Source organism: Niastella koreensis GR20-10, from assembly GCF_000246855.1.
Lineage (GTDB): Bacteria > Bacteroidota > Bacteroidia > Chitinophagales > Chitinophagaceae > Niastella > Niastella koreensis.
In genome coordinates, this window is sequence record NC_016609.1 from 5,239,560 (window position 1) to 5,254,432 (window position 14,873).

The window sequence follows — 14,873 nt, forward strand, 5'->3', positions numbered from 1 at the left end:
GTATTTTTATTTGGTCTGCGTATAAGAGTAGCGTTTACGTTATGAATACACAAACAACAGGGTTTTTGAAAAAGTCACGCGTAATAAAAACGGCCCCCAATAAATCGGGGGCCGGGCAATCCGCCAAAGGCGGACAATATGTGCGTGTGCACTATGTTATTGAATAACCCGCGTAACGATCGGCGAAATAGCCCTTTGTTTGCCAAACCCAATGGCTACAACCCTGAACCAGTGCCGCTTCTCGGAAGTTAGCCCTGTGAAGGTATGGTTACCCTGGGAGCTGCCTTCCTGTACCCAAACAGTATTTAAACCGGGTGCCTCTGTGGTAAACTGGTGTATATAAGCTTTTACCCCCGTTACCTTTCGGGTACGTATGGTAGCCTCACCAGGCCCACCCAATTCCACTACCAGTTCTTTGATAGCAGGATCTGGCGTACCGGCCCTTGCAGCAGTTACCTCGAAGCCGCTGCTAAGCAGCAACGTTCTGTCGCCTTTGCTTGTTACAGTAACATACGCTGCCAGCTCCTGTAATAAAGCCAGTATGATGGCCTTCTTATCGTTTTTAACAGACACCATTTTTTTGTCGCCGCCTTTGGCGTCTGCAATGGCCAGCCGAAAATCAGGCAGCTCTTTTTTGAGTTCCGCCAGGGCCGCCGGGGGTGTTGGGTAATCGGGATTGTTTTCCATTTCCTTTATTACCCGCTCACTGGTTGATACCAGTTCGCCTTCGCTTTTCTTGTACTTTGTTGATATTTGGTCCATAATTTTAAGTTTGTGAACGTTAAATAATTGCAATACCAGTTGCACTACTAATCAGGAACAAAACCAGCTGTATTGGCCAATATCGCTGTTTCATTTGTCAATCGATTGACAATGCAAATAAACATCACAAAGCATATTGCGAAACCTAGTAAACCTAGTACTAGGTCGTTTACCGCGTTGATTATGAGGGAGAAGAATTTTAAAAAAAGTTTTAGGAGCGGGTAACAATCCGGGAAGACTGACCACCGTCATTTTTTTTGAAGGCATTCCCATTTATAAACGACAGATATTCGCTGGCGCAGCATCATTACTGATTATAAAAGATAAATATTCGCGGGAGCGCTATCATTTTTAATTTTAAAATGATAAAAAATAACTGACGGGGTATTGTTTGCGTTTATAAATGACAAAAATTCGCTGGCGGGCGTCATTTCTGTTTACAAAACGTAAAAAATAATTGGCGCGGTACCGTTTGCGTTTATAAACGATAAAAAATCGCTGGAGAACGTCATTTCCGCCTACAGAACGTAAAAAATAATTGGCGCGGTACCGTTTGCGTTTATAAACGACAAAAATTCGCTGGCAAAAATCAAAAATACGCAGCGTTGAACAAAAAAAAACGCGTTTCGGCCCCGCCAAAACGCGTCTGTTACTGAATAACAACATATTACGGTTCCATCACCCTAATCTTCAACCCATTCAGGGTTTCATCAACCAGTATCTGGCACGACAAACGAATGATTGACTGCGTAGTCATCATTCTTCTGATAACAGCAGCCTCTTTAGTATCGGTTGCTACTACCAGGTTCTCCCCCGCATTCAACAATTCAACCATACAGGTGCCGCAGCGGGCCTGGCCACCACACTCCCCCATTCCATCTACCCACACCTGATCTTTTATCAGTACCATCAGGTTCCGGTACTCGCCCGCAAACGTTTCAACGGTCTGGTGGTTACCATTGTACTCGATAAATAAAGTAATATTCTTTTCTCTTTCCGTCATACGATTCCTTGCGGCGTAAAGATACAATCATACACCAGCCCCAGGTCCATAATATTTACAAAAAGCTCAGGGTCCCAATCATTTTTCTTAAGCGGCCAGCTCCTGTTCCAATCCAAGTGCTTTGGGGAACAGGATATTATTTTCCAAATGAATATGCTTTAACAGATCGGCTTCAAACTCCTGCAGCTTGCTGAATAAAAAGGCGTAGGAGTTGCAGGCATTGGCAGGAAGCGCATAATCATTGGTGAGCTCACGAAATGCATGCAATTCTTCGCCTGTGCGTTCGTGTTCGGTTTCCATAGCCTGTACGGGAGATGCCACGGAGAAACCGGTTTTAAATCTGGCGCCCTGTTTCTTTTTCGCCACCAGCTCTTTCACATAGGGGAATAAAGCCTGTTCTTCTTTTTCCAGGTGCGATAACAGATCTGCCAGGCATTGTTGTACGCCTACTGACAAATGCACCAGTTCAGGATGTTGATCGCCATGCCGGTTAGCCACTTTCACTACCAGTTCTTTGATCATCGTAGCGTTATCGCGTACATACCTGTGATGGATGTTCACGATGTAATCGGCCAGGAAATCGAGGTCCCAGGTATTGAATTCTATCCCGGCTTTCTCCCGGCTGTTCTCCTCAAAGTTTTTCATTTCCACTTCCAGTTGTTCCTGGGTAATGCCCACTTCTTCGCATGCCTGTTTCACTGATTTTTTACCACCACAACAAAAGTCGATGCCCAGTTTTTTAAACACTTCCGCCTTGCGGATGTCTTTGGCTACTATTTGCCCTACGGTTTCACCCTTTGCAGCCGGCGCCGGTTTGGCAAGCGCCACCCGCCACCTGTTAGGCCCCTGTTCCAGGTAATTCCAGGTAAAGGTGTTGCCTCTTTCGCCCAGCAACTGATAATACAATGGTTTGGGATCATGGTCGTTGAGGATGGTGAAAGTTTCACCGGCGCTCAATGCATCAAAGCACTGGAAAATGGTTGGGTGTTTTAACCGGGGTTCAATTTTGGTTACATCTAGTATTTCTGCAAGTATCATAGTTCAAGTTTTTATTGGTCACATAAAATATTTAAATACCTTTTTGTCTTTTATTAAAACAAAAAAAATCAACGCTTCAGGAAAACCAGTTTTTGCTCCAGCTGCTCACTGAATTCGCCCAGATGGGTGGTGCGCAGCAATTTTGAAATGGCGTCACGGATCTTTTTAAATTCATTGTGAAGCGGACATGGCTTTGCCTCCGAGCATTGTTTCAGCCCCAGTCCACAACCAGTAAAGATCTGATCGCCATCGATTACATGAACTACATCGGCCAGCGTATGTTTGCGGGATTGCGCATCGAGATAAAAACCACCGGTTGGCCCTTTCTGTGATTGTATGATCCCCTTCCGGCTTAACTCCTGCAGGATCTTTGCAATGAAGTGTTCGGGTGAGTCAATGCCAGCTGCCACTTCCTTAATACCTATGCGCGACCCGTCAACAGTTTTCTGCGCTATAAATATCACCGCCCGTATTGCATATTCACATGTTTTGGAGAACATATTCTGGCACATTGTTTTGCTACACAAAGATAATAACGAGATTAATAAAAGACAAATTTATCTTCTATTATATTTGACTAAAGGCCAACTTTCCACTTTATTCAATCTTCCCCTTGTCAACCCGTCAACTTGTCAACCCCAACCTACTTCCTCAACGACGCAAAAGACGCCCGCAGTTCTTCTGAAAACAATTTGGGTTGTTCCCAGGCTGCAAAGTGGCCGCCTACATCGAGCTTATTATAATGAATAAGATTTGGAAATGCTTTTTCGGCCCAGCTGCGGGGCACCTGGTACAGTTCATCGGGGAAAGCGCTCACTGCCACCGGGATCTTTATGTTTTTAATATCAAAGAAAGGCAGCTTGTTTTCCCAGTAAAGGCGGGCTGAAGAAACACCTGTATTTGTTAACCAGTACAGGGTAATATTCTCTACAATATCTTCTTTGGTAAGTCCGGCAGATTCGCCGTTAAACACCCGGGTTATCAACGCCAGGCTGGCGGCATCGTGATCGAGGATCCAACCAGCCAGGCCAACGGGTGAATCTGCAATGCCGTACAACGTTTGCGGGCGGTGGGCCATTTCAAGCGCATAACTAAGTCCATTCTTATAAAAGAAATCCAATTGTTTAAACGCATGGTCTTCATCGCCCGACAACCCCGCAGGCTCCGGACCACCGGCCTGTAATACAGTATTTATCTCAGCAGGAACGGTAGCCGCCATGTTGGTATGAATGCCCAACAATTCAGGTGGCGCAATCACGGCCATTTGTTCGGTTACGGCATCGCCCCAGTCCCCGCCCTGGGCTACATATTTGGTGTAGCCAAGACGTTTCATCAGCGTGATCCAGGCTTTGGCGATGCGCACCGGGTCCCAGCCAAGCTCTGTTGGTTTACCCGAAAATCCATGCCCAGGCAGGGAAGGGATCACCACGTCAAAAGCGTCTTCAGCTTTGCCGCCATAAGCTGTGGGATCGGTAAGGGGCCCAATAACCTTTAATTGCTCGATGATGGAACCGGGCCAGCCATGTGTGATGATCACCGGCAACGCATTTTTATTCTTTGACTTCACCTGTATGAAGTGGATGTCAACCCCATCTATATTGGTAACAAACTGCGGCAACGCATTCAGCTTCTTTTCAGTTTTACGCCAGTCGTATGTAGCCCAATAACTGGCCAGTTGTTTCATGGTGGCCAGCTGCACACCTTGCGTGGCATCTTTAACTAATTCCTGGTCTGGCCACCGGGTGGCCAGAATGCGTTTGCGGAGATCGGTAAGCTGTGCTTCGGGGATATTTATTTTAAAGGGACGGATCGCTTCATTGGATGTTGGAGAACCGGTAGAACTGCCACTTGTACTATTTTGAGCATTGCTGACTAAACCTTGCAAAATAAATACAGCTGTTAACAGCCCATTGCCCAGTTTGCCTGTAATCTTTTTCATTGTAAAATATTTAGAGGTTCAAAAGTACACTGCTCCCTACCCCAGTTCCAATGACCTTCAGCCGAACCCGGCCAAATAACCCGTGAAATAGACATTTGTCAACCCCGGTTCGTACCTACAAGTAATGAATGTTATTATATTTACCGCAACATTTTTATCATGAAAGAAGACCTGCTCAGGCTGATAGAAATACTGGGAACCATCACCTTTGCCATCTCGGGGGTGTTTGCTGCCATGCAAAAGCGGCTGGATATTTTTGGCATCCTGATCATTTCGTTTATCACTTCTATCGGGGGCGGAACGCTAAGAGATGTATTGTTGGGTGACCTGCCGGTAAAATGGATGCGGGATATTGAAACGCCGGCGCTCATTTTGGTGAGCGCTATCTGCGCGGTGCTGTTCAGGCATATCATTAAAAACTTTCAGCAAACCCTGTTCATCTTCGATTCCCTGGGGCTGGGATTCTTTACGGTACTGGGGCTGCAAAAAGGAATAAGGTTTGGATTGAACCCCGGCATTTGTGTAGTGCTGGGCACCATTACCGGTTGTTTTGGCGGGGTGATAAGAGATATTTTGCTCAACAATATTCCGTTGATCTTCAGGCGGGAAATTTATGCCACCGCCTGCATCCTGGGTGGCATTATCTATTTCATTTTGTATTCAACAAGGTTTCCCAAAGAATGGTTAGACGTAACAGTTATGCTGGTTGTTTTTATGATCCGTTTCCTGGCAGTGAAATATAATCTTATTTTACCCGATCTGTATAAAGATAAAGACAAAAAAGGCCATCATTAAAGACAGCCTTACATTTTTATAATCCCAGTCCGCCTAACATGCCACCAGCCAGGCCCTTCATTTCCTCTTCGTAGGCATCTTCCGCATTTTTCAGCGCCCGGTTCAACGCGGTGATGAGCAGGTCTTCCAGCTCTTCCTTTTTGTCGGGCGCCATCAACTGGTTATCTATTGAAATGGCTTTCACCTCCCGGTTGCCGGTTACCGAAACCTTTACTTGTCCGTTACCGGCTTCTCCATCAATAATTACAGAACCAAGCTTTTGCTTGCCTTCCTGCATTTTCTGTTGCGCTTCCTGCAACTTACTAAGCATATCTCCGAACATATAATATACGTTTAAGACCACAAAGGTAACTTAATTAATTCTGGCATCTTAAAAATGTCTTAACTTCAGGATTATCATAAACCTACAAAATCCTGTTACATGAACACTATTTCACGTAGACGTGTAATAAAAACGATTGCAACCGGCAGCGGCATCCTGCTCCTTTCTCCTAAATCACTATTTGCATCCCCTACCCGCGTTAAAGATAAATTGGGTATTGCCCTGGTTGGCCTTGGCTATTACAGTACCGACCTGCTGGCGCCTGCCTTACAGCAAACAAAACATTGTTACCTGGCAGGTATAGTTACCGGCACCCCGGCCAAAGCGGAAGCCTGGAAGCAGAAATACAATATTCCTGACAAGAACATTTACAATTATCAAAACTTCGACACTATTGCCAACAACCCAGACATCGATGTGATCTATGTGGTGTTGCCCCCTTCCATGCACAAGGAATATGTGATCAGGGCGGCGAATGCCGGCAAAGAAGTATGGTGCGAAAAACCCATGGCCTTAACCGAAGCGGAATGCAAGGCAATGATCGAAGCCTGCCGCTCCAATAAGAAATCACTGGCTATTGGTTACCGGCTGCACCATGAACCCAATACCCAGGAATGGCGAGGCATAGTAAAAGCAAAAAAGCTGGGCAAAGTAACCAAAGTAAATTGTGCAGCCGCCTATCGCGATAACCGTACCGACCACTGGAAACAGAAAAAAGAAATGGGCGGCGGCGTTTTATACGACATGGGCGTTTATGCCATCCAGGGAGCAAGACTGGGCACCAACCTGGAACCGGTTGCCATTGTATCGGCAACCACCTCCACCACCAGGCCGGAGATCTATAAAAACGGACTGGATGAAACCACCATCGCCACCCTGGAATTTCCTGGCGGAGTAACGGCTGATATTAAAACCAGTTTTGGCGAGAACATCAACTTCCTCAACATCACCTGCGAAAAAGGCGAAATAAAAATAGATCCCTATTCCGCTTACAATGGCCAGAATGGAACAAGTCCGCTGGGAACCATCAACCATCCTTACAGTGTACCTTATCAACAGGCCAAACAAATGGATGATGATGCATTGAGCATTTTAAACAAAAAACCGATGCTGGTGCCGGGCGAAGAAGGCCTGCGCGACATTAGGATCGTAGAAGCAATTTATAAATCAGCAGCAACGAAACAACGGGTTAGTCTATGAAGAAATTAGTTTCCGTATTCATTTTAGTAATTATTATCGGCAGCGGTTTTGCCCAAACAGTAAAAGTAAATGGCGCGTTGAAAGTAGTGGGTACAAAACTGGTGAATGAAAAAGGACAGCCAATCATTTTGCGGGGCATGAGTTTGGGCTGGCACAACTGGTGGCCACGGTTTTACAATGCCGGCGCCATCAACTGGCTGCAAAAAGACTGGGGCTGTACAGTTATCCGTGCAGCCATCGGCGTTGAACCTGACAGCGGGTATATAAAATATCCTGACTGGGGAATGGAAAAAGCAAAAACTGCGATCGATGCCGCTATAAAAGACGGAATTTATATTATCGTTGACTGGCACAGTCATCACATCAGGCAGGAGGAAGCCAAACAGTTCTTCACTAAAATAGCAAAGGAATACGGAAAGTATGCCAATATCATTTACGAGATCTTTAATGAACCCGCAGAGAATACCTGGCCCGAAGTAAAAGCGTATTCTATTGATCTGATAAAAACCATCCGGGCCATCGATCCGGATAATGTGATCTTAGTGGGCTCACCGCATTGGGACCAGGACGTACACATTGTTGCAGACGATCCTATCAAGGGTTATAAAAACCTGATGTATACCTTGCACTATTACGCGGACACTCACAAGCAGGAGCTGCGCGACCGAGGCGACTATGCCCTGAAAAAAGGCTTGCCCCTGTTTATCTCCGAAATGGGCGGTATGTCCCATACCGGTGATGGCCCCATCAATAATCCGGAATGGATGAAATGGATTGATTGGTCTGAAAAAAACAAGATCAGCTGGGTTAACTGGTGTGTAACGGATAAAAAAAATGTAACCTGTTCCGTTCTTGAACCCACTGCTTCTTCAACCGGGCCCTGGAGTATGAACGATTTGCCTGACTGGGGTAAACAAACCAGGTCGCTCATTAGAAAATATAATGGGTTAAGACCATAGTCAGCTATTCATTGCAGCGGGTCTTCCTGCAGGGAGGCCCGTACTTCTTCCATCAGCTTATCGGGGTCCCAGGATTGATCACTTTCACCGGTCAGGTATTGCCTGTCTGATTGAATAACGCTTTCGATTTCTTCCATATACTTTCTTGCTTCCACCACATATTCATCCGGGTTTCTTATGGCAGATAATCTTTTCAGATTGGCCTCATCATACCGGATAAAATTTCTGGCCAAACGTTGGGCGGTATATTTTCTGAAACCCATCAGGCTCATCACATCAACCCCCACGCGCAAACTGGTATCCAGCGATTCCCGGTAAATATGCAGCATCCCGGCGTTCATCAAATCATAAGCATCGTACCGGTTGGCAGCCCGCACCAGCATATGAAGATGGGGAAAATTCATTTTTACGGCCTCTATCATCTCCAGCCTTTTTTCGGGCGAACTGATGGCTATCACAATGATCTTTGCTTTGTCTGCCCCGGCAGCGTGTAAAAGATCTACCCGGGAGGCATCGCCATAAAACACTTTAAAACCCATTTTGCGCAGGGAATCCACGCGGTCAGAATCCAGGTCAAGGTACGTAGCGGGAATCTGATTGGCTCTCAGAAAACGCCCGATGGTACTTCCAAAGTGACCAAAGCCTGCAATGATAACGGGGTGCTTTTCATCGATCTCATCGGCCGGCCGTTCTTCTTTTTCGTCTGTGCCCACCCGGGGCAGGATCAGTTTTTCGTTGAGCATAATTATCAACGGGGTTAATCCCATAGTGATGGCAACCACGGCTGTCATTATATTGGTAGTTTCCAGCGACAGGATGCCCTGCTGAAAGGAAAACGAAAACAGCACAAAAGCAAACTCGCCTACCTGGGTAAGACTGAAGGAGAAAATGAAATTCTGTTCGGTGCCCATTTTAAACACTTTGCCCAGCAGCAACATCACAAGCGCCTTCACCACGATCAGGATCAACACCCACATGATTATTTCCCGCAAATGCTGCCCTACCAGCCCAAAATCAATAGAGGCGCCCACCGCTATAAAAAATACACCCAGCAACAAACCCTTAAAAGGTTCTATATCGCTTTCGAGTTCATGCCGGTATTCACTGTTTGCCAGAACAACGCCCGCTAAGAATGCACCAAGGGCCGGGCTTAATCCGATCCGGCCCATCAATACGGCAATGCCTACAACGATCAGCAACGCAGTTGCCGTAAAGATCTCGCGCATATTGGTTTTGGCTACCAGCCGCAATAAGGGGCGCACGGCAATTCTACCCACTGCAATAACCGCAGCAATAGTACCTAATACAATGGCGGCATGCAACCAGGCCGGTTGCCCGCTAACCCAGGTACCCGCATCATGCGTATCGGTAGTGGGTTTATGTAGAATATCGGTTGTGGCCAGTAAAGGGAAAAGCGCCAGCATGGGGATCACCGCAATATCCTGGAACAACAATACCGCAAAAGCGCTTTGCCCCGCGGAGGTTCGCATCAATCCCTTCTCTCCCATGGTTTGTAATACAATGGCGGTAGATGACAAAGAAAAGATCATACCTAACGCCAATGCCTGTTGCCAGTTAAAGTGAAACAGCAAGGCAATGCCTGCTATACATACCGTGCTCACAATCACCTGTAAGCCACCCAGGCCCAGGATTGATTTCCGCAGTTTCCATAACAATTCCGGTTCCAGTTCCAGCCCAATTAAAAACAACATCATTACCACGCCAAACTCGGCGTAATGCATAATATCCTGTCCTTCGGCGCCAACAAACCCCAACACCGAAGGCCCGATCACTACCCCCGCGATCAGGTAGCCTAATACCGAACCCAGGCCCGACTTTTTCGCCAGCGGCACAAATAACACTGCCGCACCCAGGAACACCAGGGCTTTATAAAAAAATGAATGCTCCATATTATGCCAGGTTGTTTTGTGTGGTGTTTTCAATAAGATCGTTCAAACAGGAGGCCTGCATCAGCTCTTCATCTTTTAATTCCTCCTGTTGCAGCCGTTGCAGCAGCAGGCTGTATTTATGTCCATATTCGTTTATTTGTGGAAGTTCCAGTTTATGCGTTCCTGAAACCCAGAAAGGCGGCAGGTAGGTCATGTGGCAAAGTTCTGCGGTACGTTCATATGGTTTCATTACTTCATGAATGGTGCAATGCTGGTAGCCTTCCCGCTGATAGGCGGTTAAACTTCCACCGGAGGTGATCACATTAAAAATTTTTTTGCCTTTTAATGCATAGCCGTTTTTCCCATAGGCCCAGCCATGTTCCAGCACCAGGTCCTGCCATTGTTTTAACAATGCAGGCGCGCTGTACCAATACAACGGGTGTTGCCAGATAATGATGTCGTGCGCCAACAGCAATTCCTGTTCGCGTTTAACATCTATGTCAAAGTCGGGATAGTTTTCGTAGAGGTCGTTCAACGTTATTCCCGCCTGTTGGGGAATATAATGCAGCAGTCTTTTATGCACGCGGCTCTTTTCCAGTACCGGATGAGCAAAAATTATCAGGATCTTCCTCATGTACCACTGGTTTTAATTAATTCACAACTTAAACAGAAATGGAACAATTATCTAAGGTATCACTTAAATTTAAGGTCATAAGATGGAGAAACAAAAAATCAGGTGGAGCCTGCCCATATTGGGGAAACTGCTAAAGGATTCCTTTAACCGGTTGCAACAGAACGACCCGTTACGCATGGCCGGCGCTACTGCATTTTTTACCAGCTTTGCCCTGCCGCCTATTATGGTGCTCATTTTCCAGTTCTTCAGTATTTTCTTCAACAAAAAACTGGTGGGCACTGAAATGCGCAATGTACTAACGGCTTCGCTGGGGAAAGAAAATACCGAGCAATTGCGCATCACCGCCCGGGGGATGCGCAACCTGGCTCAAAACTGGTACATGGTGGTGATAGGTATTTTGTTCCTGATCTTTGTGGCCACTACTTTGTTCAAGGTTATTCGAAACACGCTGAATGATATCTGGCATATTCGTCCCGAAAGATCTGGCTTTCTGTATGACCTTACCGTGCGGGGCCGCTCCCTCGCGATCATCCTGGTGGCCGCCATTCTTTTTATTGCCGGTGAAACCGTTGCCATAGGCCGGGAAGTAGCTGGCAAATATTTTGAGAGTTTTTGGCCGCAGGGCGGAGAATTTTTTACCGGTCTTATGAAGGAGCTCATCGGTATGCTCACTATCATCCTGTGGTTTATTGTGCTGTTCAGGTTCCTGGCCAATGCGCGGCCTTCCTGGCGGGTGGCCAGGGTTGGCGGCATCCTCACAGGCGTATTGTTTTATTTTGGCAAATCTTTTCTCTCCTATATGATGCGGCACAGCAATGCCGGTATTGTTTATGGCGCCGGCGCCGCCCTGGTATTGATCCTGCTGTTTATGTTTTATTCTTCTTTTATTTTATACTTCGGCGCCTGTTTTATAAAAGAATATGCTGCGCTTACCAATGATCCTATTGTGCCTGCGCATAAGGCGTATGAGTACGAGTTGCAGAAGGTGGAGGAGTGAAAAAAGCTGCAAGCCGCAAGCTACAAGCAAATACAGGCTGAAAGCCGAAAGCCAAAAGCTCAAAACAAATACACTTCCGGTTTTAGCTTTTGCCTGTAACTTTTCGGCTTTTACCCGTTTTCTTTACTTCAACATTCGACATTCAGCGTACGACATTTTGTATTTTCTTCCTTTATCAACTCTATCAACCCTATCAACTTCCTACTTAATATCACATAACCTTCCTTTACTGTGTAAACCTGTTAACGTGTAAACTTGTCAACTAGTTAAAACCTCGCCCGTTCATACTGCACCGGCCAGGCAACTTTCTCATTTAATTCATGTGCGGCAAGCAGGGGAAAATAGGGTTGCCGAAGCAGTTCACGCGCCATAATGATCAGGTCGGCATCGCCATTCGTTAAAATGGTTTCAGCCTGAATGGCTGTGGTGATCTGGCCTACGGTACCGGTGAGGATGCCGGTTTCTTTTTTAATGCGGGAAGCAAAAGGCAATTGATACGCCGGGCCAATAGTAATTTGTTGATGATGCGCCAGCCCGCCCGATGAAACATCTATCAGGTCAATGCCTTTTTGTTTTAAAATATGAGCCAGTTGTACAGACTCATCCAGGTTCCAGCCACCATCGGCCCAGTCGCTGGCAGAGATGCGTACCAGCAACGGCAGGTCATTTGGCCAAACGGTTTGAACGCCGGCAATAATTTCCAGGAACAGGCGAATGCGGTTCTCGAACGAGCCGCCGTATTTATCAGTGCGGTGATTGCTGAGTGGTGATAGAAATTCATGCACCAGGTACCCATGCGCGCCATGGATCTCAATTACTTTAAAACCTGCGCGCAACGCACGGCTGGCCGCTGCAGTGAAGTCGCTGATGATCTTTTGAATGCCTGCTTCATCCAGCGCCACAGGCATGGGGTAATTACCGGCGAATGCAATGGCCGAAGGCGCCACCACTTCCCAACCACCTTCCTTTTTAGAAACAATACCGCGGCCTAACCAGGGCACATTGGTGCTGGCTTTGCGGCCGGCATGCGCCAGTTGAATGCCGGGCACAGTTCCCTGTGCGGCTATAAATGAAGTGATCTGTTGTAATTTCTCCAGGTGCTCGTCTTTCCAAATGCCAAGGTCATGCGGTGAAATGCGCCCCTCTGGCGAAACAGCAGTAGCTTCTGTAATAATGAGGCCCGCTCCTCCCACTGCCCTGCTGCCCAAATGCACCAGGTGCCAGTCTGAAGCAAACCCATCAGTACTGCTGTACTGACACATGGGCGATACGGTAATGCGGTTCTTTATTTCTATAGATCTAAGCTGTAGCGGCGTGAAGAGATGTGACATATTCAACAAATTATGCAATAAAGATACCGCTGTTTGTGCTTCAAAAATTCTTCCGCTTCGCGGGACGCAGGAGTGGGTCTGCTAGATAGGATACGCCGTATCACTTTTCGCTTCAGACAAAACAAAAAAACTTTGCACGGTAGTAATATTGGGCAGGTTGGCCAGTTTGTTCCGGTAAAAATCGTGGTAAGCATCCATATCGCTGGTAGCAATACGAAGAATAAAATCAAACGTGCCCGTCATCTGAAAACATTCCATCACCTCGGGAAAACGCGCCACTTCCTTTTCAAAAGTTGACAGGGTTTGCGCGGTATGGTCATGCAGTTGAACATGCGAGAAAGCGATGAGTCCCTTGTTTACCTTTTTTCTATCAAGCAGGGCCACGATCTTTTTTACATACCCTTCTTCCTTTAACCGTTTAATGCGCTCATGTACCGTAGCCACAGATCTGTTCAATTCAAATGCGATCTCCTTGTTGGTAAGAGAGGCATCTTTTTGTAAAAGCCGGAGTATTTGCCAGTCGGTGGCATCCAATTCTGAATTATTCATACTGAAAAAGAATCAGGAAATAACGTTCATCAACTCAATTAACCGAATAAAATTAGGAAAATATCCGGCTTAACCATAAAATTTACGGCAAAATGCCCAAGTCATTGGAAATAAGCCGGAAGTATTACAATTTTAACCCAGATTATTGCTCACTTACAGATATACAACGGCTTTTTGATTATGATGAAAGTATAGCCAACGCTCATCTTGCAGGTAAGCCGGTAATGATTCATTATCGGCGCTGCCTGCGCGAATTGCCGGAGAAACATTTAAAACAAATACTACGAACCAACTATGTCTTCGATCATTTACTTCGACAATGCTGCTACCACCCCTTTAGCCAATGAAGTGCTTGAAGTAATGCTGCCCTTCATGAAGGAAAATTTCGGCAACCCTTCTTCTTCCTATTCCGCCGGCAGAACGGCGCGGTTAGGGGTGGAAGTTGCCCGCAAAAAGGTAGCGCAATTGTTAGGAGTAACGCCCACCACTATTTTTTTTACCAGTGGGGGAACGGAAAGCAATAATACCGCAATTGCAGCAGCGGTGCGGGACCTTGGCTGCACGCACATCATCACCTCCCCTATCGAACACCATGCGGTGTTACATACCGTAGAACATTACAGCCATCATAATAACATCACCTTTTCCCTGGTAGCCTTAACAGAAAACGGGGAAGTAGATTATAAAGACCTCGAACAGCAATTACAAGCACAAACACAGGCTGGCAAAAAAGTACTGGTTTCCCTGATGCATGCCAATAATGAGATCGGCACATTGTTGGAAATGTCGCATGTTGGAAAACTCTGCAGGCAACACAACGCCATTTTTCATTCAGACTGTGTTCAAACCGTAGGGCACTACCCGTTGAATTTGTCAGAAGCAGGCGTGCATTTTATCTCCGGCGCCGGTCATAAATTTCACGGACCCAAAGGCGTTGGTCTGTTGTATGTAAGCAATGAGATAAAAATTAACCCGCTGTTATATGGTGGCGGTCAGGAACGCAATATGCGGGCCGGAACCGAAAACACCTATGGCATCGTAGGATTTGCCCGGGCACTGGAAATGGCTATGGAAGCATTCGAAAAAGAAAGCCAGTACATCAACCAGTTGAAGCAATATATGAAGGCTAAATTAACTGCGGCTATTCCCGGAGTTGGTTTTAACAGTCCTGATCATTCATTATATACGGTTTTAAGTGTTTGCATCCCGCAGTCACCCAAAACAGATTCTTTATTACTCGAACTGGATATGGCCGGCATTTGTGTATCCAGCGGAAGCGCCTGTAGTACCGGCGAAGCTTCGCATGTGATGAAGGCGCTGCGGAAAGATAACAACAGCACTACCATCCGGTTCTCTTTCAGTAAATTCAATACGCAGGGGGAGATAGATGTGGTTGTTACAAAATTAAAAGAACTCCTTTCGTAAGGATATGCGAAGCAGGTTAACAAGTTGACA

At 46.3% G+C, this 14,873-nt stretch carries 15 protein-coding genes; 5 read left to right on the top strand and 10 right to left on the bottom strand.

Annotated elements, in window-relative coordinates; all coding sequences use genetic code 11:
- Positions 1-156: 156 nt before the first annotated feature.
- From NIAKO_RS20470 to NIAKO_RS20495, 5 genes are all read right to left on the bottom strand, one after another.
- Entirely contained in the window at positions 157-762 is a 606-nt protein-coding gene (locus NIAKO_RS20470) for a fibronectin type III domain-containing protein (protein WP_014220357.1), read from the bottom strand.
- A 667-nt stretch (positions 763-1,429) separates the two neighbouring features.
- The gene (locus NIAKO_RS20480; RefSeq protein WP_014220358.1) at positions 1,430-1,765 is read right to left on the bottom strand and encodes a 2Fe-2S iron-sulfur cluster-binding protein; all 336 of its coding nucleotides are present in this window, start codon (positions 1,763-1,765) and stop codon (positions 1,430-1,432) included.
- An 87-nt stretch (positions 1,766-1,852) separates the two neighbouring features.
- A complete protein-coding gene (ric, locus tag NIAKO_RS20485; protein ID WP_014220359.1) occupies positions 1,853-2,803 on the bottom strand; it encodes an iron-sulfur cluster repair di-iron protein in 951 nt (316 codons plus the stop codon).
- A gap of 68 nt (positions 2,804-2,871) precedes the next feature.
- Positions 2,872-3,303 carry an RrF2 family transcriptional regulator gene (locus NIAKO_RS20490; RefSeq protein ID WP_014220360.1) on the bottom strand — a complete coding sequence of 144 codons (432 nt, stop codon included), beginning with the start codon at positions 3,301-3,303 and terminating at the stop codon, positions 2,872-2,874.
- 143 nt (positions 3,304-3,446) lie between these two features.
- Positions 3,447-4,742, bottom strand: coding sequence for an epoxide hydrolase family protein (locus NIAKO_RS20495; protein ID WP_014220361.1), 1,296 nt, complete (start codon positions 4,740-4,742; stop codon positions 3,447-3,449).
- A gap of 159 nt (positions 4,743-4,901) precedes the next feature.
- Here NIAKO_RS20495 and NIAKO_RS20500 point away from each other — a divergent pair, with 159 nt between their 5' ends.
- Positions 4,902-5,537, top strand: coding sequence for a trimeric intracellular cation channel family protein (locus NIAKO_RS20500; protein WP_014220362.1), 636 nt, complete (start codon positions 4,902-4,904; stop codon positions 5,535-5,537).
- 16 nt (positions 5,538-5,553) lie between these two features.
- Here NIAKO_RS20500 and NIAKO_RS20505 read toward each other — a convergent pair whose 3' ends face one another.
- Entirely contained in the window at positions 5,554-5,859 is a 306-nt protein-coding gene (locus tag NIAKO_RS20505; RefSeq protein WP_014220363.1) for a YbaB/EbfC family nucleoid-associated protein, read from the bottom strand.
- Positions 5,860-5,958: 99 nt separating this feature from the next.
- Here NIAKO_RS20505 and NIAKO_RS20510 point away from each other — a divergent pair, with 99 nt between their 5' ends.
- Both NIAKO_RS20510 and NIAKO_RS20515 read left to right on the top strand, forming a co-directional pair.
- A complete protein-coding gene (locus NIAKO_RS20510; RefSeq protein ID WP_014220364.1) occupies positions 5,959-7,059 on the top strand; it encodes a Gfo/Idh/MocA family protein in 1,101 nt (366 codons plus the stop codon).
- The gene (locus NIAKO_RS20515; RefSeq protein WP_014220365.1) at positions 7,056-8,018 is read left to right on the top strand and encodes a glycoside hydrolase family 5 protein; all 963 of its coding nucleotides are present in this window, start codon (positions 7,056-7,058) and stop codon (positions 8,016-8,018) included. Before NIAKO_RS20510 ends, NIAKO_RS20515 begins: the two co-directional genes overlap by 4 nt.
- A gap of 8 nt (positions 8,019-8,026) precedes the next feature.
- Here NIAKO_RS20515 and NIAKO_RS20520 read toward each other — a convergent pair whose 3' ends face one another.
- Together NIAKO_RS20520 and NIAKO_RS20525 are read right to left on the bottom strand one after the other, a co-directional pair.
- On the bottom strand, positions 8,027-9,928 hold the full coding sequence (locus tag NIAKO_RS20520) for a monovalent cation:proton antiporter-2 (CPA2) family protein (protein WP_014220366.1): 1,902 nt from the start codon (positions 9,926-9,928) through the stop codon (positions 8,027-8,029).
- A 1-nt stretch (position 9,929) separates the two neighbouring features.
- Positions 9,930-10,541 carry an NAD(P)H-dependent oxidoreductase gene (locus tag NIAKO_RS20525; RefSeq protein WP_014220367.1) on the bottom strand — a complete coding sequence of 204 codons (612 nt, stop codon included), beginning with the start codon at positions 10,539-10,541 and terminating at the stop codon, positions 9,930-9,932.
- Between the two features lie 82 nt (positions 10,542-10,623).
- On the opposite strand from NIAKO_RS20525, the gene NIAKO_RS20530 reads away from it, so the two are divergent.
- Positions 10,624-11,538, top strand: coding sequence for a YihY/virulence factor BrkB family protein (locus tag NIAKO_RS20530; RefSeq protein ID WP_014220368.1), 915 nt, complete (start codon positions 10,624-10,626; stop codon positions 11,536-11,538).
- Between the two features lie 266 nt (positions 11,539-11,804).
- On the opposite strand, the gene NIAKO_RS20535 is transcribed toward NIAKO_RS20530, so the two are convergent.
- Both NIAKO_RS20535 and NIAKO_RS20540 read right to left on the bottom strand, forming a co-directional pair.
- The gene (locus NIAKO_RS20535; RefSeq protein WP_014220369.1) at positions 11,805-12,869 is read right to left on the bottom strand and encodes an NADH:flavin oxidoreductase/NADH oxidase; all 1,065 of its coding nucleotides are present in this window, start codon (positions 12,867-12,869) and stop codon (positions 11,805-11,807) included.
- A gap of 81 nt (positions 12,870-12,950) precedes the next feature.
- Positions 12,951-13,418, bottom strand: a complete 468-nt coding sequence (locus NIAKO_RS20540; RefSeq protein WP_014220370.1) for an Lrp/AsnC family transcriptional regulator — start codon at positions 13,416-13,418, stop codon at positions 12,951-12,953.
- Positions 13,419-13,712: 294 nt separating this feature from the next.
- Here NIAKO_RS20540 and NIAKO_RS20545 point away from each other — a divergent pair, with 294 nt between their 5' ends.
- Complete coding sequence (locus NIAKO_RS20545) at positions 13,713-14,843, top strand: cysteine desulfurase family protein (RefSeq protein WP_014220372.1); 1,131 nt, start codon at positions 13,713-13,715, stop codon at positions 14,841-14,843.
- Positions 14,844-14,873 lie beyond the last annotated feature (30 nt).

Excerpts from the sequence above, each read along its gene's own strand:
- NIAKO_RS20470 (WP_014220357.1), bottom strand. The coding sequence starts at position 762 with ATGGACCAAATATCAACAAAGTACAAGAAAAGCGAAGGCGAACTGGTA.
- NIAKO_RS20480 (WP_014220358.1), bottom strand. The coding sequence starts at position 1,765 with ATGACGGAAAGAGAAAAGAATATTACTTTATTTATCGAGTACAATGGT.
- ric (WP_014220359.1), bottom strand. The coding sequence starts at position 2,803 with ATGATACTTGCAGAAATACTAGATGTAACCAAAATTGAACCCCGGTTA.
- NIAKO_RS20490 (WP_014220360.1), bottom strand. The coding sequence starts at position 3,303 with ATGTTCTCCAAAACATGTGAATATGCAATACGGGCGGTGATATTTATA.
- NIAKO_RS20495 (WP_014220361.1), bottom strand. The coding sequence starts at position 4,742 with ATGAAAAAGATTACAGGCAAACTGGGCAATGGGCTGTTAACAGCTGTA.
- NIAKO_RS20500 (WP_014220362.1), top strand. The coding sequence starts at position 4,902 with ATGAAAGAAGACCTGCTCAGGCTGATAGAAATACTGGGAACCATCACC.
- NIAKO_RS20505 (WP_014220363.1), bottom strand. The coding sequence starts at position 5,859 with ATGTTCGGAGATATGCTTAGTAAGTTGCAGGAAGCGCAACAGAAAATG.
- NIAKO_RS20510 (WP_014220364.1), top strand. The coding sequence starts at position 5,959 with ATGAACACTATTTCACGTAGACGTGTAATAAAAACGATTGCAACCGGC.
- NIAKO_RS20515 (WP_014220365.1), top strand. The coding sequence starts at position 7,056 with ATGAAGAAATTAGTTTCCGTATTCATTTTAGTAATTATTATCGGCAGC.
- NIAKO_RS20520 (WP_014220366.1), bottom strand. The coding sequence starts at position 9,928 with ATGGAGCATTCATTTTTTTATAAAGCCCTGGTGTTCCTGGGTGCGGCA.
- NIAKO_RS20525 (WP_014220367.1), bottom strand. The coding sequence starts at position 10,541 with ATGAGGAAGATCCTGATAATTTTTGCTCATCCGGTACTGGAAAAGAGC.
- NIAKO_RS20530 (WP_014220368.1), top strand. The coding sequence starts at position 10,624 with ATGGAGAAACAAAAAATCAGGTGGAGCCTGCCCATATTGGGGAAACTG.
- NIAKO_RS20535 (WP_014220369.1), bottom strand. The coding sequence starts at position 12,869 with ATGTCACATCTCTTCACGCCGCTACAGCTTAGATCTATAGAAATAAAG.
- NIAKO_RS20540 (WP_014220370.1), bottom strand. The coding sequence starts at position 13,418 with ATGAATAATTCAGAATTGGATGCCACCGACTGGCAAATACTCCGGCTT.
- NIAKO_RS20545 (WP_014220372.1), top strand. The coding sequence starts at position 13,713 with ATGTCTTCGATCATTTACTTCGACAATGCTGCTACCACCCCTTTAGCC.